Annotated in this window: 20 protein-coding genes and 7 tRNA genes; 10 read left to right on the forward strand and 17 right to left on the reverse strand. The window is 41.1% G+C overall.

Annotated features, from left to right (window positions below; translation table 11 throughout):
* Positions 1 to 396: 396 nt before the first annotated feature.
* From H5180_RS16800 to dnaQ, 9 genes are all read right to left on the reverse strand, one after another.
* A tRNA-Asp gene (locus H5180_RS16800) sits at positions 397 to 473 on the reverse strand.
* 54 nt (positions 474 to 527) lie between these two features.
* Positions 528 to 604: transfer RNA gene (locus H5180_RS16805), tRNA-Asp, on the reverse strand.
* Between the two features lie 37 nt (positions 605 to 641).
* A tRNA-Asp gene (locus H5180_RS16810) sits at positions 642 to 718 on the reverse strand.
* A gap of 38 nt (positions 719 to 756) precedes the next feature.
* Positions 757 to 833 (reverse strand) — tRNA-Asp (locus H5180_RS16815).
* A gap of 31 nt (positions 834 to 864) precedes the next feature.
* Positions 865 to 941, reverse strand: a tRNA-Asp gene (locus H5180_RS16820).
* 41 nt (positions 942 to 982) lie between these two features.
* Positions 983 to 1059, reverse strand: a tRNA-Asp gene (locus H5180_RS16825).
* A gap of 27 nt (positions 1060 to 1086) precedes the next feature.
* Positions 1087 to 1163, reverse strand: a tRNA-Asp gene (locus H5180_RS16830).
* 98 nt (positions 1164 to 1261) lie between these two features.
* The gene (locus tag H5180_RS16835) at positions 1262 to 2638 is read right to left on the reverse strand and encodes a TIGR03503 family protein (RefSeq protein WP_149982935.1); all 1377 of its coding nucleotides are present in this window, start codon (positions 2636 to 2638) and stop codon (positions 1262 to 1264) included.
* A gap of 8 nt (positions 2639 to 2646) precedes the next feature.
* Positions 2647 to 3360, reverse strand: coding sequence for a DNA polymerase III subunit epsilon (dnaQ, locus tag H5180_RS16840; protein ID WP_145241655.1), 714 nt, complete (start codon positions 3358 to 3360; stop codon positions 2647 to 2649).
* Between the two features lie 68 nt (positions 3361 to 3428).
* On the opposite strand from dnaQ, the gene rnhA reads away from it, so the two are divergent.
* Entirely contained in the window at positions 3429 to 3896 is a 468-nt protein-coding gene (gene rnhA / locus H5180_RS16845) for a ribonuclease HI (protein ID WP_145241653.1), read from the forward strand.
* 85 nt (positions 3897 to 3981) lie between these two features.
* On the forward strand, positions 3982 to 4845 hold the full coding sequence (locus H5180_RS16850; protein WP_182758674.1) for an MBL fold metallo-hydrolase: 864 nt from the start codon (positions 3982 to 3984) through the stop codon (positions 4843 to 4845).
* On the opposite strand, the gene H5180_RS16855 is transcribed toward H5180_RS16850, so the two are convergent.
* Positions 4816 to 5574: a class I SAM-dependent methyltransferase gene (locus H5180_RS16855; protein ID WP_145241649.1), complete on the reverse strand. Its 759-nt coding sequence runs from the start codon at positions 5572 to 5574 to the stop codon at positions 4816 to 4818. The genes H5180_RS16850 and H5180_RS16855 overlap by 30 nt on opposite strands.
* Positions 5575 to 5626: 52 nt before the next feature.
* On the opposite strand from H5180_RS16855, the gene gloB reads away from it, so the two are divergent.
* Together gloB and H5180_RS16865 are read left to right on the forward strand one after the other, a co-directional pair.
* Positions 5627 to 6412: a hydroxyacylglutathione hydrolase gene (gene gloB, locus H5180_RS16860; protein WP_145241647.1), complete on the forward strand. Its 786-nt coding sequence runs from the start codon at positions 5627 to 5629 to the stop codon at positions 6410 to 6412.
* Positions 6413 to 6569: 157 nt separating this feature from the next.
* Positions 6570 to 8156: a LysM peptidoglycan-binding domain-containing protein gene (locus H5180_RS16865; protein WP_145241645.1), complete on the forward strand. Its 1587-nt coding sequence runs from the start codon at positions 6570 to 6572 to the stop codon at positions 8154 to 8156.
* 50 nt (positions 8157 to 8206) lie between these two features.
* On the opposite strand, the gene H5180_RS16870 is transcribed toward H5180_RS16865, so the two are convergent.
* Genes H5180_RS16870 through H5180_RS16880 form a run of 3 tightly spaced genes read right to left on the reverse strand, consistent with a single transcriptional unit; the run spans position 8207 to position 9733 of the window.
* Complete coding sequence (locus tag H5180_RS16870) at positions 8207 to 8656, reverse strand: flavodoxin (RefSeq protein WP_182758675.1); 450 nt, start codon at positions 8654 to 8656, stop codon at positions 8207 to 8209.
* The gene (truC, locus tag H5180_RS16875; protein ID WP_145241641.1) at positions 8656 to 9420 is read right to left on the reverse strand and encodes a tRNA pseudouridine(65) synthase TruC; all 765 of its coding nucleotides are present in this window, start codon (positions 9418 to 9420) and stop codon (positions 8656 to 8658) included. Before truC ends, H5180_RS16870 begins: the two co-directional genes overlap by 1 nt.
* Positions 9413 to 9733 (reverse strand): YqcC family protein, encoded by a 321-nt coding sequence (locus H5180_RS16880; protein WP_182731913.1) that lies wholly within the window; start codon positions 9731 to 9733, stop codon positions 9413 to 9415. Before H5180_RS16880 ends, truC begins: the two co-directional genes overlap by 8 nt.
* A gap of 104 nt (positions 9734 to 9837) precedes the next feature.
* Here H5180_RS16880 and H5180_RS16885 point away from each other — a divergent pair, with 104 nt between their 5' ends.
* Positions 9838 to 10866 carry a DUF3549 family protein gene (locus H5180_RS16885; RefSeq protein ID WP_145241667.1) on the forward strand — a complete coding sequence of 343 codons (1029 nt, stop codon included), beginning with the start codon at positions 9838 to 9840 and terminating at the stop codon, positions 10864 to 10866.
* Positions 10867 to 11166 (forward strand): DUF3301 domain-containing protein, encoded by a 300-nt coding sequence (locus H5180_RS16890; protein ID WP_145241637.1) that lies wholly within the window; start codon positions 10867 to 10869, stop codon positions 11164 to 11166.
* 732 nt (positions 11167 to 11898) lie between these two features.
* Here the strand turns inward: H5180_RS16890 and H5180_RS16895 are convergent.
* The gene (locus tag H5180_RS16895; RefSeq protein WP_145241634.1) at positions 11899 to 12546 is read right to left on the reverse strand and encodes a GNAT family N-acetyltransferase; all 648 of its coding nucleotides are present in this window, start codon (positions 12544 to 12546) and stop codon (positions 11899 to 11901) included.
* A 154-nt stretch (positions 12547 to 12700) separates the two neighbouring features.
* On the opposite strand from H5180_RS16895, the gene H5180_RS16900 reads away from it, so the two are divergent.
* The 3 genes from H5180_RS16900 to H5180_RS16910 all read left to right on the forward strand — a co-directional run bounded on the left by H5180_RS16900 (position 12701) and on the right by H5180_RS16910 (position 14078).
* Complete coding sequence (locus H5180_RS16900) at positions 12701 to 12934, forward strand: DUF2789 domain-containing protein (RefSeq protein WP_145241632.1); 234 nt, start codon at positions 12701 to 12703, stop codon at positions 12932 to 12934.
* 89 nt (positions 12935 to 13023) lie between these two features.
* Positions 13024 to 13287, forward strand: coding sequence for a hypothetical protein (locus H5180_RS16905; RefSeq protein ID WP_145241630.1), 264 nt, complete (start codon positions 13024 to 13026; stop codon positions 13285 to 13287).
* Between the two features lie 17 nt (positions 13288 to 13304).
* Complete coding sequence (locus H5180_RS16910) at positions 13305 to 14078, forward strand: Zn-ribbon-containing protein (RefSeq protein ID WP_182731912.1); 774 nt, start codon at positions 13305 to 13307, stop codon at positions 14076 to 14078.
* Between the two features lie 40 nt (positions 14079 to 14118).
* On the opposite strand, the gene syd is transcribed toward H5180_RS16910, so the two are convergent.
* Positions 14119 to 14658, reverse strand: coding sequence for a SecY-interacting protein (gene syd, locus H5180_RS16915; RefSeq protein WP_182731911.1), 540 nt, complete (start codon positions 14656 to 14658; stop codon positions 14119 to 14121).
* Positions 14659 to 14717: 59 nt separating this feature from the next.
* Between syd and queF the strand changes: the two genes are divergently transcribed.
* Positions 14718 to 15563, forward strand: coding sequence for an NADPH-dependent 7-cyano-7-deazaguanine reductase QueF (queF, locus tag H5180_RS16920; RefSeq protein ID WP_182758676.1), 846 nt, complete (start codon positions 14718 to 14720; stop codon positions 15561 to 15563).
* A 54-nt stretch (positions 15564 to 15617) separates the two neighbouring features.
* On the opposite strand, the gene H5180_RS16925 is transcribed toward queF, so the two are convergent.
* Positions 15618 to 16499 carry a peptidylprolyl isomerase gene (locus H5180_RS16925; RefSeq protein ID WP_182758677.1) on the reverse strand — a complete coding sequence of 294 codons (882 nt, stop codon included), beginning with the start codon at positions 16497 to 16499 and terminating at the stop codon, positions 15618 to 15620.
* 35 nt (positions 16500 to 16534) lie between these two features.
* Positions 16535 to 17350, reverse strand: a complete 816-nt coding sequence (locus H5180_RS16930; protein ID WP_145241620.1) for an amino acid ABC transporter substrate-binding protein — start codon at positions 17348 to 17350, stop codon at positions 16535 to 16537.

Consider the following 17350-nt stretch of genomic DNA (forward strand, 5'->3'; position numbering starts at 1 on the left):
GTTAGACTGTGAGGAGTCAGTTGCCGCAGGGAAAGCCAATGGCCTACCGGTCGTATATGCATTATTTGACGATGAAGGTCATGGTTTTAGCAAAAAAGAAAATCGTATCACTGCCTCCAACGCGTATCTAAACCTTTTAGATACCTACTTAAAAGAACCCTTTGGCCCACAAGGCTAATATATTAAAGCTGACTAGAAGTTTAATTATAAGCCGGTAGTTCTGATCAAGCTTGCTGGTTTTATTATGTTCTTTGTCAAGTTCAGGTAAGATAACTGATAGCTGATAGCTGATAGCTGATAGCTGATAGCTGATAGCTGATAGCTGATAGCCAAAGTATGTTTTATTGCAATAGGTATACAAGGACTTTATAAACTTATTATTGAGGAAATAACAAGTGGCGGAGTGGACGGGACTCGAACCCGCGACCCCCGGCGTGACAGGCCGGTATTCTAACCAACTGAACTACCACTCCGCAGTGGTATGTGCATGGGGTAATGCACTTACTAATTTTATTACTGATATCAAGTGGCGGAGTGGACGGGACTCGAACCCGCGACCCCCGGCGTGACAGGCCGGTATTCTAACCAACTGAACTACCACTCCGCAGAGATATCATTATACTTGTTATTACTTAATTTGTTGGCGGAGTGGACGGGACTCGAACCCGCGACCCCCGGCGTGACAGGCCGGTATTCTAACCAACTGAACTACCACTCCAGCATACAAATTTTGTAATATAACATTGTTTAAATAGTTGGCGGAGTGGACGGGACTCGAACCCGCGACCCCCGGCGTGACAGGCCGGTATTCTAACCAACTGAACTACCACTCCAGCGCATATTTAAACTGTTATTTTTTCTTATTGGCGGAGTGGACGGGACTCGAACCCGCGACCCCCGGCGTGACAGGCCGGTATTCTAACCAACTGAACTACCACTCCATAATAAGAATATGTTTTACAACCATATGTTGTGTAAGTGTTGGCGGAGTGGACGGGACTCGAACCCGCGACCCCCGGCGTGACAGGCCGGTATTCTAACCAACTGAACTACCACTCCAGCGTCTACTTACAAATTGTCGAAAATTGGCGGAGTGGACGGGACTCGAACCCGCGACCCCCGGCGTGACAGGCCGGTATTCTAACCAACTGAACTACCACTCCACATTTTCGTTGCTGTCTGAGTCTCCCCTGACAGCGGCGTGAATAATACGAACCAACCCCTACTTCGTCAAGGGCTTTTTTGTTTTTTTACAGGTTTTTTAGTCATCTGACATCGAAAGGTTTAAAATTTCACCGGATCTATCACTTTTTGAACCATTTTTGTCGAGTTCTTTTTTTTCATTACTTTGCGGCTCATTTTCAACTGCTGTTTTTTTCTTCAAAAATGGTAAGTTGATTTTCGGCATGATTGATTTTTTCTGCACAAATACACGAATTGCTAACCAACCCAACAGCAAAACCAGTAAATTCCCGCCAACAATTAAACTAATAAATGTAATTGTTGCCATTGATTCGGCTTCCTTAGCAACTCTTTCTATTTCTTGTTGCTGTGCTGGGGTAATAATTGGTTCTGGTAATTCAGGCACCACTTCTATTGGTCGTTCTATTTCAAATTTATAGGTCGGTAAAGTCGCCATAAATTCGCGCCCATTAACATTAGTACCAAAAACAGACAGTTCAATACTGTATCGCCCCCAATCATAATTTTTAATCGTCAGCTGACGGGTCAAACTGTTTTTAGCATCAAGCGTAAACATTTGCTCTTCATTATTGGGGTAATAAATTTTACCTTGGATCAATACCGTATCTGGTTGCACTATTTGGTTATCGAGGGTAATGGTTAATTGATGTTCTTGCAGGTCATCTTCGGCTAAGGCGATTTCATAACTAAAGGGGGGTTCTTTAACTTCGATAAGATCTTGCACGACGGTGCGCTTTAATAATGGGGTTTCAATATATAGCTCTGGTCGCCATTGTCCGGCTGGGAAAACTAATTTAAATTCACCGGTAAAAATACCATCTTTAGGGCGCTCATCGAAACCACGGCCATCGTCTTTAAATTCAGCAACATTCTGAGTGCCAGCGCCAAAGTTTGCAAAGTCACTGTTATTGGTGCTAATAAAGTCAACATTTAAACTGACCACATCCCGAAACAAGCCCACTTGAATCGGCTCACCATCATTTAGTATTTGCCCTGTAATTTTAACTGTTTCGCCACGAAACAGTAATGGGGGTAATGGTTCGGCTTGTAATTCTACTTCTCCTAACACCACAATCCGGCTTTTCGGCAAAATACTACCAACGACCTGCCAAGGCCCAGGCATTGGCTGCTTAATAGTAATCAGATCATAACTTAGCTCATCAAACCATTGTAGGTTGTCATCTTTTCTCGCCGAGGTTGCATAATATTTACTGCCATCGGGTTTTACCAATACCACTGCTGGTGCACCGGGCTTGCGAAAAAATAATAAGGTGATTTCGTCAACTTTATAATCAATACGAAAACGATTTTCCAGTAAAGGAATTTCATTTTGCCGCCCATCGCGCTGCAGTAAGGTTATTTTATCTTCATTTGTTGCACTGCTGGTGTTTGGTAACATCATAACCAAACACACAACTAACATTATGCTTCTCATGTTTTGCCTTATTCGGCGCGCCATATACATTGACCACCGGCTTCGTTGACTATATTTAATCGCTCTTCGTGAGCGAGTTGCTCATCATTATTGGCTTGTAAGACCACCAGCGGTGGACGGTTTGAATCTAAACGACGCAGTTCTTTTTGTTGTTGCTCACTGCCTTGATTTTTATTTTGATTAAGATTGAGCTTTACCTGCCCCCCCGTCATCGCTAAATAAACGTCAGCTAAGATCTCAGAATCCAGTAGTGCGCCGTGTAAGGTACGCTTAGCGTTATCTACATCATAACGCCGGCATAACGCATCTAAGTTATTCTTCTGTCCTGGATGCAAGTCACGCGCCATTTTGAGGGTGTCGAGAACTTGGCAGTAATCATGGGTTTTTTGATAACCTTGATTGAGCAACGCAAATTCATTATCCATATGACCGACATCGAACGGCGCATTATGAATTACCAGCTCCGCCCCTCTAATATAGTCGAGAAACTCTTGAGCTATTTGATGGAATAACGGTTTATCACGTAAAAACTCATTAGTGATACCATGAACATCAATGGCTTCTTCGTCACTTTTGCGCTGTGGGTTGATATAAACGTGAAAGTTATTGCCGGTTAAACGACGATTCACTAATTCCACACAGCCAATTTCAATAATACGATGCCCTTGTTTAGGGTCGATGCCGGTGGTTTCTGTATCTAAAACTATTTGTCTACGTGCCATATCGAATTTAGCCTGACTCTGGTATCTTTCTATAATCACTTTATTGTACATAAGATCAAGGGAAAACAGTGCAAAAAACCGTAGAGATTTACACCGATGGCTCATGTTTAGGTAATCCGGGCCCCGGCGGTTATGGTATTTTTATGTTTTATAATGACCACGAAAAAAAATTAAGCCAAGGCTATACCCTCACCACCAATAATCGAATGGAAATGCTCGCAGCAATTGTTGCTCTTGAGAGTTTAAACCGCCCGTGTGAGATAAATCTCACCACCGACAGCCAATACGTGAAACAAGGTATTGAATCATGGCTTGCTAACTGGAAGAAGCGAGGCTGGAAAACAGCTGCTAAAAAACCAGTTAAAAATGTCGATTTATGGCAGCGTCTTGATGCAGCCTGCGCCCGTCATAATGTGACTTGGAAGTGGGTAAAAGGTCATAGCGGCAATAAATACAATGAAATTGTTGATGATTTGGCGCGAGATGCCGCTGGCAGTAAAGATTTATTAGTCGATGAAGGTTACAACCCTGAATAATATTAGTAGGTAATTCATCATAAACCATTTAACAACTTAGTTATATGATATAAGATTTGGATATATTAAATAATGGAGTTGTTAAATGGCTATCTCGATCGAGTCTTTTTTTCATCAGCAAAGTGCTACCTTTACTTATTTAGTGTCTTGCCAAACCACTAAATCTGCCATGTTGATCGATGCCCCTGCTGACTTTGATGCTGCTAGCTATACGTTAAGTTTTCAAACCGCCGACGAGATCATTGCCCATATAAACGATAACCAACTTATTCTTGAGTGGGTTTTAGAAAGCCACGCCCATGCAGATCACATTACTGCCGCCAGTTATATAAAGCAGCAACTTGCGACATATCATCCTTGCAAGTTAGCAACGGGTAAAAAAATAATACAAGTGCAAGAACATTTTAGCCGCCTGTATAATATTAATATGCCATGTGATGGCAGCCCATTTGAACAGCTATTTACTGATAACGAGCATTTTGCACTGGGCGCACACAAGGTTACTGTATTAGCGACTCCAGGCCATACTCCAGACAGTGTGTGTTATTTAATTGAAGGCAACTTGTTTGTTGGTGACACATTTTTTATGCCCGATAGCGGCACTGCACGCTGTGATTTCCCAGGTGGCAGTGCCAAAACGCTTTATCAGTCACTGCAACGTATTTTAGCCCTGCCCGATGAAACTATTTTATGGATGTGCCACGACTATCAGCCGGGTGATCGCCCACTTGCTAATAAAACATCGGTACTCGAGCAGCGCACCAGTAATATTCATCTACAAGCCTCTGAGCAAGATTACATAACAACCCGTAGCGCCCGTGATGCAACACTCAGTGCACCTAAATTATTGCACCCAGCAATACAAATGAATATTCGCGCAGGCCAATTACCAAAAGCACAGCAAAACAGTCAGCGTTATTTAACGCTTCCGCTCACAGTGTTGCTTTGAGGTTTGCCGTAAACCAGCTCCTTTTACTGGAGCAAACTGTGGACGAGCGTGCCATTTAGGCTTTATGGGTGTCAAAGGCGCAACTCGTTTACGAGCGACCAACATATACACACTTCCCATGGGTTTTAGATATTGCTTGGTAAAACGTCGCCATGGCGCAAACCGCGATAAACGGTTGCCTCGTGCTAATGACGAATAAATAAAACGTTCATCACTGACTATTTCAAAACCTAATAGGTTAAGCCAATCTTTTACCCGTGCGGGAGTGAAAAAGCGTCCCGTCCATGGCAACTTTTGACCGCTAAAGGGCAACAACTGCGCAAGTCCACATAAACTAAATGGGTTAAACCCGGTGATCACCATATAGCCACCTGGTATTAAGGTGCGGTGTGCTTCACGTAATATATGATGCGGATCGGTGTGATACTCTAAGCAATGACTTAATATACAGGCATCAACACTGTGCTCGTAAAAAGGGAGTTCATCTATATCGGCAACAACACCTGTAAATGGTCCTGACTCTGCTACGCAGACTTGGTGTTTAATGGTACTTTTACTGGTATTAAGTTCGCCACTGAGATTACCGAGTTTTAACATGTGATAGCCAAACATTCGCGGTAACCACTTGGCCATTTTACGTTCTATATCACTACGTAAATAGTCACCATGAGGAAACTCTTGCCACGACAGTGGTTTGGGTCCTTCTTGAAAACTAAGGGCTGGTTTCATACGCTGAGCTCGTTATACTGTTTGATATCGTCACTTTATAGAGCAATGTCACATGGTGCAAGTCAAAGCAATTAAAGCCTTTTCTGATAATTACATTTGGTGCCTTAGCGATCCTACAAGTTCGCAAGCATGGGTAGTTGACCCAGGTCAAGCTGAACCAGTGTTAACTTATTTAAACCAAGCTGGTTTGACCTTAGCGGGTATTTTAGTTACCCATCATCATTATGATCATACTGATGGCGTAGCCGCTTTGTGTGAAAAATTTGTGGGCATTGATGTATATGGCCCACACAATAGTCCATTTAAAGGGATCACAAAACCATTAATGGACGCGGATAAGATAACCGTACTTGGGACAGAATTTTCCATCATAACAACACCTGGACATACCTTAGATCATATTTGCTATACCCACCCTGCTCTCGCTTTTACTGGCGATACATTATTCAGTGGTGGTTGCGGACGCTTATTTGAAGGAACAGCAGAGCAAATGTACCACTCATTTAACAAACTAAAAGCGCTACCGCATGATTGTAAAATTTATTGTACTCACGAATACACCCAAGCTAACTTAGCATTTGCATTAGCCGTTGAACCGGATAATCAAGACTTGCTCAACTATTCACACTGGGTTGACGAGCAACGTAACAACGACTTAATCACTTTGCCGAGTACTTTAGGGCAAGAGTTAAAAATAAACCCGTTTATGCGTAGCGAGCTGCCAAGCATTACCACGCTATTGCCTGCACAATTTAAAGGACTCAGAAAAAACTCAGCACAAAAAACTGAACCTTGGCAAAACTTCGCAGGTCTGAGAACCTGGAAAGATCATTTTTAATATAATAAACCTGCTCTGTAGTTAATAAATCTAAGCAGATTATTTAGTTAGCTGGTAAACAGCGGCATTGTTGCATATTTTAAACGGTCATAAAGTGGTAATACCGACTCATAACGGGTAGTATTCGCCGAGTTTTTTACCTGATGTATTGGTATTTATGAATAAATCCCCCCTCGTTTTAGCCTTGGCTTTAGTGCTAAGTGGTTGTCAAACCTTGACATCAACACAATCTGATGACGCTATCGTCAATCAAGCAGAGCAGCCACAACTTAATGGCGCCAGCCCACACGATATCAGTGAAGCATTGATGATCAATGCACAATACCAACAAGTTAACGACTTGGATGATGCACCACCCGTTTTTGATGATGTGTGGGAGCGAATTCGTTACCAATTATCAATTGAAGTGCCGCAAAATCGCCCAGTTGTCACTGAGCGTAATTATTATGCTAAACATCAAGCTTATCTAGATCGCATCTCAAAACGCGCGGAACCTTATCTGCATTTTATTGTAGAAGAAGTTGAAAAGCGTGATATGCCAATTGAAATAGCATTACTGCCTATTGTTGAAAGTGCCTTTGACCCGTTTGGCTACTCATACCGAAGTGCATCGGGTATTTGGCAATTTATGCCACAAACTGGTGAGCGTTTTGATTTAAAGCAAAACTGGTGGTACGACGGTCGTCGTGACATTGTACAATCAACCCGTGCGGCGCTTGATTATCTATCTTATTTACATAAAACCTTAGAGGGTGATTGGCTCAACGCCATTGCGGCCTATAACTCAGGTGAAGGGCGTTTATTACGCGCCATAAAAAAGAACCGTAAAAAGCACTTGCCTACTGATTTTTGGTCTCTTGATTTACCAAGTGAAACCACCGCCTATGTGCCAAAGCTATTAGCATTATCAGATTTACTAAAACGCCAAGATGACTTTGGGGTAAAGTGGAACCCGATTATCAATGCACAAGTTGTTGAAGCCGTTGATATAGGTTCACAAATTGATTTAGCACTTGCTGCGGATATGGCTGACATTAGCCTGACTGAATTGTATCGTTTAAATCCTGGCTTTAATCGCTGGGCAACGGATCCAAATGGTCCTCACTTTTTATTATTACCAACAGACAAAATTGAGCAGTTTCAACAGTTATTAGCTAAAACAGCGATGAAAGATCGTCTGCGTTGGCAACAGTATATTGTCGCAAGCGGTGACAGCTTATCGGTAATTGCGAAGAAGTTTGCCACCAGCACCAGCGCTATCAAATCACTCAATAAACTAAAGTCAAATACCATTCGTATTGGTCAGCAATTATTAGTGCCGTTAAGTGACGGTGCAATTAATAGCGAACACCTACCAAAACAAATGCGTATGGCGGTGAATAACAATAGTCAAAAGAAACTGTCTCATACGGTTAAAAGTGGCGACACTTTATGGGATATAAGCCGAGAGTACGATGTAACCATTAATGAACTCGCTAGCTGGAATAAACTTAAAAAGAATAGTGTATTACGTTTAGGCCAAAAGTTAACGGTTTATCAGAGCCCTAAGACCCCTAAGGCGGCGTTAGTCAGTACCGAGCGGACAATCACCTATAAAGTTCGCCGTGGTGACTCTCTGGCTCGCATCGCAGCTAAGTTTAACTTAACAGTAAACGATATTATCAAATGGAATAACTTAGCAGGACAAAAGTACTTACAACCAGGGCAAAAGTTAAAGCTTAAAGTGGACGTAAAAAGCACCTAAGCGAAATAATACAGACAATAAAAAAGAGCGTTTTCGCTCTTTTTTATTGTCTAATGAGGTAACTTAGCTAACCACTCTTGGAGCCATGGCTGAGTTACTGGCCAAGGTTCAAAATCTTCACAGGCATCAATTTCTAAACGATGGCCGATAGGTTGTGCTTGTAAGTCACGAAATAACTCATCAAAACTTCGCCCTGCACCACAAAACGTATCACCATAACTTCGGTCGCCCATAGCGATAATACCGTATGGCTTAGCAGTTAACATAGGAAAAGTGCTATTCAACTCGTTAAAAAAACCAGCAAGGTTGTCAGGAATATCACCTTGCCCGGTAGTTGAAGTGATAACTAAAATATGTGTGGCTTGCTGAATATCTGCAATGGTTGGTTGATCGACTAAATTTACGCTGTGCCCTGCTTGTTCTATTGCGTCAATAACTTCGACACTTAAACGCTCGGCACCGCCATATACACTGCCTACAAATATGCTAATAGTTGCCATTAATAATCCCTCTCTTGATGTGGCCAGCCAAGCTGTTGACAAATAGTGAGCATTTCTTCACCTAGCGGCGCTTTAATATTGATCTGTTGTTGAGTATAAGGGTGCACAAAATTAAGCTCAGTTGCAAATAACATTAATCGACGTAATGCAAAATGCTCTCTAAAAAATTGGTTATGCTGATTATCACCATGATTAACATCACCAATTATAGGCAGTGATAAATGTTTTAAGTGACGGCGGATTTGATGCTTACGACCAGTTTTAGGAAAGCACTCCACCAGCGAATAGCGCACTGTTGGGTATTTATCAATTGGTATCGGTAACGTTGCTTGCTGCAAGCAGTTAAACAGAGTTTGTGCCTCTTGTGGGGCTTTATTTTGATCAGCAAACTTATCCGCAATTTTATCCAGCTGTTCTTTTAGTGGCTTATCTAAAAACACCGACTCCGGCGCAAAACCACGCACTAACGCGAGATAGCGTTTAGAGATTTGATTATCAATAAATAACTGATTAATGTCCCGTGCAGCTTCAGAGCTCAATGCAAACAGTAAGACGCCCGATGTAGGCCTATCTAAACGATGCACAGGGAACACATGCTGGCCAATTTGATCGCGCAGCATCTGCATCGCAAATTGTGTTTCATGTTTATCTAAAAATGATCTGTGTACTAATAAACCAGAAGGCTTATTAATTGCGATATAGTTTTCATCACGGTATAAAATTTCAAGCTCAGCAAATTCAATTGGCTCAGGGCGTTCACTCATGGCTGCTTCCTAGTACATTATCAAACTCTGTGAGTAACGCGATGATGGCATCGCCTCCAGCCTTTTCAGTAAGCATTAACTCAGCCATCGGTGCAATTGCAAAATTACTCGGTAACGGCTGCTGTTTAGCAACTAACATTTGCATTTTTTCAATAAATACAAATTGTAACCACTGCTCAAACGCCATAGTATCGTGACAAAATGGCACTGTTGAGTTTAACGCTTGCGGATCAATTGGAGTATTTTGCCAAAGTTGATGCTGTTTTAATAAGTCTTCGAGTTGCGTTAAGTAAGTTTGGGTCTGTTGGTACATAACCACCCTTGTTGATTATCATTGCTTGATTATACCCTGTTCCCACATGGCCTGCTATGGCGTATAATTTAACGAATTTTGCAGTAAAAAATCAGTGGATCATTATGACCGAGCAGATCGCAACCTTAGGGCAATTACTTGATGGCGCAGGTACAAATTGGCGCGCTTTTGATATTGGCAGACATATTACCAAGCTAGATAAAAAGCAATTTTTAGCCATTGAGCAAGCACAGATCCCCTATCCTTTCCCGCTCGCAGGCCATGCATGGTTAGCTATTCAGTTTTGGGATAGCAAAGCCAGTAGCGAGCCCTACGTGTGGTTTTTAAAGTTTCCAGTTGATGAGCAAAGCAAACTGGTATGCGCCAGTCGCGATCACTTTGCCAATATGGTGATAGAAGCACTTGGCAATGATTTGACCGGCGAGCAAGCCGACGGGAAGCTTGATAATAACCCATATGTGTTTACACCTAACGCAAATAAACTAGCTGCATTTAATGCACAGTTAAAAGTGTTATTAAAACAACCTGCCTCACAATATTATGAGTACACCCAACTGTATTTTAGTGGCAAACTAGGGTTTGATAATTGGCAAAGTGTTGCAGTACAGGGGATTGCTGATTTTGCATTACGCTTAGATAGCGATAAAAATCTAGCGTCATTACAACAAGCCTGGGAGCAACTGCCAGCTGAAGTGTTACAACCGCTCAGCGCAATGCTTGAACACGTTGAAATACCGCCGGTATTTAGTCAACAGTTGTTAAGCTACGCCCAGCAAGCCATTGCGCAAAAAGATACCTTAGCACTGTGTTGTGCCCTACGTGCAATGTCAAAAGCACAAGCGCAAACACTTACGGTACAATTAGTGGATACTCTTTTAGATTCAGAAATCGCCACAGAATCGGATGTTTTACTGACCATTGCAGGACGTTGTTTTAACTTGCTCACTGATCCCGAGCGGTTACATATTTTTATGGACAATTGCGCCCACCATCAGCAAATTGAAGAGCTTTTCCCAAGTATTTTTGCTGACTTAGTTGCAATACCGAGTATTCGACCACACCTATTAGGTTTACTTCGCAAAGAAAATCGCAGCGAAACCCTCGCGCGAGCAATTGGAAGGTTATTCTCGTAAATGGCAAGTTTATGGACATTCATTATCATTGGTGGTGTGATTTATCTTTTTTGGCTTAATCGTAAAGTTGCTGAAGCTGCCAACGCACACGCAAAACGTCAAAGCGACCAGTTACAAGTGCAATTAATGAGTGTCGCCTGCACTAAACGCCGCTTTGGCCTTTTAAAAAGCGGCAAACCTGGTATCAAAAGCGAGTTTATTTTTGAATTTTCCAGTGATGGTGAAAGCGTTTATCAAGGGGTGTTATTTATGGAAAATGAAATGCTGAAAAGCGTTTTAGTGCCGCCGCATAAGATTTAGTAGTGAGTTAGTGAGTTTGCGAGTTAGCGAGTTAGCGAGTTTGCAAGTTAGCAAGTTAGAAAGTTAGAAAGTTAGAAAGTTATCAGCACACACTGATATTTAATCATTTCACGTCAACTATAAAAAACTAAGGCGTAACATATAGTTACGCCCCAATCTGACTTCGTCCATAATAAGGCATCCATACCTACGCCGAAGCTACCATTTTTATCTATCCCCTGAACGGGTATATATCCAAATACACCCTCACATTGCATCTATGCAATATCCTACACATCCTAGTGTTATCCTCTTTGCCTACCTGGCCGTCCTGCGTTTCCAAACGCTCCTATTACTTCCTGTAATATAATCCTTTGGGCTATCCTTATCATTAGCTCCGCTAATGTACCGCATCCTCGCAGTGTCCTAACTCATCCTTGCATCCGTGTTAACTTGTCCATTTGCTTCCTGCTAAGCATCTTGCTTAATTGCCATAATCCGTTTCCTTGGCAGCAGCTCATTCATTGAGTCTGTGTCGTCTTGACAAAGTAAAGTTTAAAGCAAAGTGGACTCAGCGGTAGTCATAAATAATAATAATTTTCATGTAACAAATTTGCAAAAACAATTTTTTTACTATAAAACAGTTTGTTACGATGAAATCAATCATGATCACAGCGATATAAAAGGCTTAAGCGCACGATAATGTAAGATATCTCTCACAGTGACATTTCCATTATGGCGCTTTATCTTAAATCAATGCTGTTGAGCTGATTTAAATAGCAGTTCACCTTGTACATTGTTAAAAGTCAGTTGTTGTAAGTGCACAAAACCTTCACTGGCAAAAAACGCGGTATGTTTATCTTGGGTTACAAATACAGCCATACCCGATGCAGCTGGATTACCGCTAACTAAATCATTCAAGCCACGAAGTAGATGACGGCCGAGGCCTTCACCATGAAAATGAGGATCAACTGCAATAAAGGCTAAAAAATAGTAGTTTCCTTGTGCTGCGAGCGCATTACGGATCGTTTGCTCTTTCTCAATTAATTGATTTGTTTGCAAATAGCCAGCACTAAGCATTAACTTTAAACGCCAGTGCCAATAGCGCTGTGCTTGCAGCTGACTTGATGATTCGAATACACACGCAACCGCTTTTAAACGATCATTTTTATATAAACCAATCAGCGGCTGTTTTTCTTGCCAAAAAGTACTGAGCTCTTCACGGATCAGAGCACGTAATTTTTTTTCATAAACGGCTTTATTCGCCTCACTATAATTGAGCATTGGTTGCAATAGCGGATCATCATGATAAGCTTGATAGATTAAGCTCGCAGCAATACTAATGTCTTCTGCAGCAATATATTGAACTCGAAATGTCTCATTTTCAGTCTCAACTGTCATAGCTAGTCCTTTTTTATTATTTTGATTTTTTGTACATCAACAACTATAGGTATATTCCTATCTGCGTTAAAAGGCAAATTCAGCGGGTGTTAAACTCTAACAACCCATCATAAAGTTCTATAACTGTTTTACTGTTACCATCAAGGAGCATGACATGGATACCACTAAACACGATATCAATACATTATTCAAACAACTCGGCTTACCAAGTTCAGAGGCTGAGATTGACACTTTCATTGCTGCTCATTCATTACCCGCCACAACATTATTACAAGACGCCCCTTTTTGGGATCAAGCACAACAACATTTTATTGCTGAATCATTAGCAGAAGATGGTGATTGGAGTGAAGTGATTGACGAACTGGATGTACGTTTACGTCAGCAGTAAAAGTATTTGGCTACGGCCAACCACCTGTTATTATACCCGGCGCAGCACATGTTAGTGCTATGCCTTACTTTAAAGAGTTTAAAAATCGAATGAATGCTGTTGTTTTTGATGCAATTAAAGCCCTTCTTGATGAAGGCAAAATTCCTACTGTAGCTTTAACTAAAAGTAAACTGACACAACCTATTCCATTGCCTGTTATTATTGCTGCTGTTAGCCAATATAAAAATAACCCTGATTCTATCCATAATTTAGCAAAACAACCTCAGCAAAAAAGTGAGACTATAGATAACTCTAGTCAACTTGATCGCATCGAAGCAAAACTAGACCGCTTACTAGCACTACTTGAAAAATAATAAATTAGAGATCCATCATGTTTGTTGTTGATTTAACGTTTGATTGTTACCAAGACACGACCCTTGAAAATGCCGAACAAGCGATAAACCGCTTAGTTAATGCACTGCGCTTTAATGGGCAAATAATGGGAGAAGAATTCCCAACAGTATTAAAAGATGGCTACTTTGTAACGCGTGTTATGTGTCCCACTGATGATGCAATGCACCCGCTCAACAACAGTCCATTTGTAAAACACAGCATTGATAAATTACATAGCGCTGGATTGCTGGCACCAAAAGTAAAAGTGATCGGCCAAGATATTCACTCTAATGGTGCAGATGAGTGTCATGAGCCGTCCAGCTATATTTTATATACAACCTATGTGCATACATGTAGTCCGCTGTATTGCGGTGATGATTTTTTACCCGTTCCGTTGTTTAAAATACCCGCTATTGCCAATGGTGATTATAAAACTTTAATAAAATGGCAAGAAGACTGGCAAGCTTGCGACCAAATTCAAATTAATGGTGCAACACGTTGTGAATTTCCTGCATTAGATGAAATATCAAACATTGATAGCGATCTTTCTCGTCGCGGTAAAGATATTGCCAAACGTGTTAGCTTTTTAACTAAAAAGCCAGTTTATTATTATTTGTATCGGGTTGGTGGCAAAGACAAAGCATCTGAGCTTGAACGTAAATGCCCAGGCTGTAATAACGATTGGAAGTTACCTGAATCATGGTTTGGCTTATTTGATTTTAGGTGTGAACCATGTGGTTTAGTGTCTAATATATCGTGGGATTTTCAGTAATAAAAACAAAAGGGAACTGCAGTTCCCTTTTTTAGCATTGTTATATTTCAAGTGCTGCAATAAACTCTCCAAGATTAGCCGCTAAGGTATGATGCGGTTTCTTTCCGACATACTCCAAACATACTTCACCTGAAGAAATTAATACTGATACTAATAAATCGTCTTGATCCGTTAAGCCTATAAATACCGTTGGCTCTTGCTTAAGCTTACGCTTCATCAATACATGCCCGGTTATATTTTGCTGCAGTAAATCAAAGTCATCTTCATTCCAAGCTTGCAGTAACTCCACGCTATGTTGGTTTATTTTGGCAGTAATTGCTCCTGCGAAAAACGCGCCATAATACTCATTCAGTGCTTGTGGAAACTCAACCTCAAGGGCTGCTGCTAAATCAGTTAAAGAGCCTGTAGGACTGCGACGCGTCGCCTGCCATTGGATCATACCATTTGCATCCGCACTGCCAACCTCACAAGGGCTTGACCAATCACTGTCGTGCTCAATACATGGTAATGAATCTGTTTGCTCTAACTGGCGCTGGGCAAATCGTTGATGAAGTTGTTCTAATTCTGTAGCAATACTCATACTGTGAAACTCATAAGCTTTAGGTATAATGGCGCTATTGTAACTATAAAAGACGTAACATGACAGATTACAGCAATTCACCTGAACTAAAAGGCAGCGTACTTGGCCAATCAACCGAGTATGTAGATACCTACACACCGAGCTTATTGTTTCCGATCGCACGTAAACTTAACCGCGATGATTTAAATATTGATGAAAGTGCCTTACCCTTTAAGGGTCAAGATCTTTGGACTGGCTATGAGCTATCGTGGTTAAACGCAAAAGGTAAACCTGTGGTTGCCGTGGCCACCTTTGAATTTCCTTGTCAAAGTAGCCATATCATTGAATCAAAGTCTTTTAAGTTATATTTAAATAGCTTTAATCAAAGCCGTTTTGATTCAATTGATGACGTACAGGCTATTCTAACTGCGGATCTATCGACAGCAGTAGCAAAGCCCGTCAATGTTACTTTGTACAGCCCGAGTGATTATAACTGTTTACCCTGTACGCCGTTGCCTGGTGAGTGCATTGACGACTTAGACATTGAAATTGATAACTACCATTTACATGCTAACTCTTTACAATCGGTCGCGACAAATACAGTGACTGAAACACTGCACAGTCACTTATTAAAATCTAATTGCTTGATCACCTCACAACCTGACTGGGCGAGTATTATTATTCGCTATACCGGTGAGCAAGTATGTAAAGAGTCTTTATTGCGGTATTTGATTTCTTTTCGTACTCATAATGAGTTTCATGAGCAATGTGTTGAGCGTATTTATTGTGACTTAATCACGCAATTGAAGATTACCAAGCTTGAAGTTTATGCCCGTTACACCCGACGTGGTGGCCTTGATATCAACCCATATCGATCCACAGATCACGATACAATACCATTTAACGTGAAAATAAACCGCCAATAATAGTCATTTTATTGTATAGAACCCCGAGCCCGCTCGGGGTTAATTTTCAACTCGCTAACTTTCTAGCTCACTAACTCTTTTAGTTGGTATTGACATACCGCATACATCAACATAATTAGGCGTTTCTACAAACCATGCTTCACTGCGATTTTGACGCGCTTTAATCAACATTTTAAAACTATTAGAATCTGTTTTTAGCACCTTAAATTGACTGCGGTCCTCTTTGCTTATATCAGCTAAAACTTGCAGATCCGTTATTGGATTAAATTTCTCTCCTGCTGTTTCTATGCGTGAGAGCAGATTAAAATGAGCCATGCCTTCTAGCACCCGGCCAAATACGGTAATATTTCTATCTAAGTAACGAGGTCCATGACCTAATGTGACATAAAACTCAGTGCCACCGCTGTTAATATCATTATCCCTTGCCATCGCAAATATACCGTTACAATGTACTTGCCAAGTTTGGGTTTGCGCTTCATTTTGTGCCACTGCAAAGCCATTTAAAAACCCCGTGATTGCAGCGTAACCATCTTCTCTATCCAGTTCGGTAATTTTAAGTGCCGTTTTAGTCGCTAAATAAAACTCAGCAGGTACTGCTTTACTTGCAGTGTTAATTACTTTTTTACCACTGGCATCACCGCCTTGGGCTACAAAACCTTCCACAAAACGGTAAACACTCAAACCTCTATAAAAGCCTTCACGAGCAAGTTTTTTTATATTCTGTGTGTGTTTTGGTGCAAGTAATGGATTAAGTTCAATATACGCCGCGCCCGAAGGTAGAGTAATTTTAATGATATTATCAGTATCTACCATTCGCCATTCTGATGCGCTGACATTACTCATTACGCCACTGACTGTTGGTTGTTCAACCGTGTTTGCCACGCTTGTTTGACTCAAGATTAACGCAACTGCAGCTAAGCATGATTTTTTCAACATATCCCACAACTTTTTTTATTATTAGTGGTGCTACATTATTGGGTTAAGGTTTTTTTATCAAGCCAAAATTGTTGTTGCTGAATCGGCGCACTGCGCGGCAACAAGGGATTAATGAGCTCAATAATTCGACGATTTTTTAAATTAGCTTGCGCAATAGCTGCGGCAAAATACTGATAAAATAACGCATCAAAAGATCCATCAGCGATCGCAGCCAATAGTCCATCTTGAAGGAGTTTATGTAATGTTTCATTATTATTTGCGACAAAAAAGTACACTGCGGATGGGTAACGAATAGCAATATGCTGATCGTGAATAACATCATTGCCGTAATTTTTCGACACATCAAATATATCGTACGCAAGTGCATCAATATGCCCAGTACGAAGCATTTCTATTGGCTTAGCCCCCATGCCATACCTTAGCGTAGATAACTCATTGCGTTCGAAAATAGCTGAGTCAGGCCAATCTTGCCTTAACCCAAATAGAAATGAACGCAACTGTCCTGAATGCGTAACTTCTGCAAACATATTTTTGTTACTAACATGCACTAAAGGAATACGATAACCCAGTAAACCTTTATCTATGGGGATCAAAATGGCTTTGGCTTGTTTTTCCCATTTCGCGCTTGTTACCCCCCAAAACACATCAATACCATTTTTATCGCCTAACAAGCGTATTGCTCTGGTTTGCGATGGAATACTAGGTACTTCAACTGGCACAATAGTGATAGCAGACTTACTTAATACCAGTGCGAGTAACTCAGCAGAATAAGGATGGCTTCCTGCCGAGTAACGTACACTTAATTGCGTATTAGCGTACCCACTAAAAGAACACAATAAGTAAACTAACAT

It is taken from the genome of Pseudoalteromonas sp. SR41-4 (assembly GCF_014163985.1).
GTDB lineage: Bacteria > Pseudomonadota > Gammaproteobacteria > Enterobacterales > Alteromonadaceae > Pseudoalteromonas > Pseudoalteromonas rhizosphaerae.

Coding starts and splice junctions, on each gene's coding strand:
- H5180_RS16835 (WP_149982935.1), bottom strand. CDS start 2,638: ATGAGAAGCATAATGTTAGTTGTGTGTTTGGTTATGATGTTACCAAAC.
- dnaQ (WP_145241655.1), bottom strand. CDS start 3,360: ATGGCACGTAGACAAATAGTTTTAGATACAGAAACCACCGGCATCGAC.
- H5180_RS16850 (WP_182758674.1), top strand. CDS start 3,982: ATGGCTATCTCGATCGAGTCTTTTTTTCATCAGCAAAGTGCTACCTTT.
- H5180_RS16855 (WP_145241649.1), bottom strand. CDS start 5,574: ATGAAACCAGCCCTTAGTTTTCAAGAAGGACCCAAACCACTGTCGTGG.
- gloB (WP_145241647.1), top strand. CDS start 5,627: ATGGTGCAAGTCAAAGCAATTAAAGCCTTTTCTGATAATTACATTTGG.
- H5180_RS16865 (WP_145241645.1), top strand. CDS start 6,570: ATGAATAAATCCCCCCTCGTTTTAGCCTTGGCTTTAGTGCTAAGTGGT.
- H5180_RS16870 (WP_182758675.1), bottom strand. CDS start 8,656: ATGGCAACTATTAGCATATTTGTAGGCAGTGTATATGGCGGTGCCGAG.
- truC (WP_145241641.1), bottom strand. CDS start 9,420: ATGAGTGAACGCCCTGAGCCAATTGAATTTGCTGAGCTTGAAATTTTA.
- H5180_RS16880 (WP_182731913.1), bottom strand. CDS start 9,733: ATGTACCAACAGACCCAAACTTACTTAACGCAACTCGAAGACTTATTA.
- H5180_RS16885 (WP_145241667.1), top strand. CDS start 9,838: ATGACCGAGCAGATCGCAACCTTAGGGCAATTACTTGATGGCGCAGGT.
- H5180_RS16890 (WP_145241637.1), top strand. CDS start 10,867: ATGGCAAGTTTATGGACATTCATTATCATTGGTGGTGTGATTTATCTT.
- H5180_RS16895 (WP_145241634.1), bottom strand. CDS start 12,546: ATGACAGTTGAGACTGAAAATGAGACATTTCGAGTTCAATATATTGCT.
- H5180_RS16900 (WP_145241632.1), top strand. CDS start 12,701: ATGGATACCACTAAACACGATATCAATACATTATTCAAACAACTCGGC.
- H5180_RS16905 (WP_145241630.1), top strand. CDS start 13,024: ATGAATGCTGTTGTTTTTGATGCAATTAAAGCCCTTCTTGATGAAGGC.
- H5180_RS16910 (WP_182731912.1), top strand. CDS start 13,305: ATGTTTGTTGTTGATTTAACGTTTGATTGTTACCAAGACACGACCCTT.
- syd (WP_182731911.1), bottom strand. CDS start 14,658: ATGAGTATTGCTACAGAATTAGAACAACTTCATCAACGATTTGCCCAG.
- queF (WP_182758676.1), top strand. CDS start 14,718: ATGACAGATTACAGCAATTCACCTGAACTAAAAGGCAGCGTACTTGGC.
- H5180_RS16925 (WP_182758677.1), bottom strand. CDS start 16,499: ATGTTGAAAAAATCATGCTTAGCTGCAGTTGCGTTAATCTTGAGTCAA.
- H5180_RS16930 (WP_145241620.1), bottom strand. CDS start 17,350: ATGTTAGTTTACTTATTGTGTTCTTTTAGTGGGTACGCTAATACGCAA.